Consider the following 219-nt stretch of genomic DNA (forward strand, 5'->3'; position numbering starts at 1 on the left):
CGCCTCGGTGGGTAAATCCACCCGTTTACCCGACATTTTACCCAGCCACAGGCAGTAGTCTTTGGCCATCTGCCAGGGGATGCTGACGGGAACGTCATCCGCCAGTAACTTCCCACCAAATACATAGGTAAGCTTTTTTCCATGAGTGATTTTTATATACTCATTATAATCTTTATAGGTGACCTTATATTTGCCAATCATAAAGTCATTCAGCCTGAC

1 protein-coding gene is annotated in these 219 nt (G+C 44.7%); it reads right to left on the reverse strand.

The features are described from left to right. A partial coding sequence (locus OGX99_RS00895; protein WP_286542325.1) for a formylglycine-generating enzyme family protein occupies window positions 1–213 on the reverse strand: 213 nt, incomplete at its 3' end. Between the last annotated feature and the right edge of the window lie 6 nt (window positions 214–219).

The organism is Citrobacter sp. Cu096 (assembly GCF_030332285.1).
Taxonomy (GTDB): domain Bacteria; phylum Pseudomonadota; class Gammaproteobacteria; order Enterobacterales; family Enterobacteriaceae; genus Citrobacter; species Citrobacter meridianamericanus.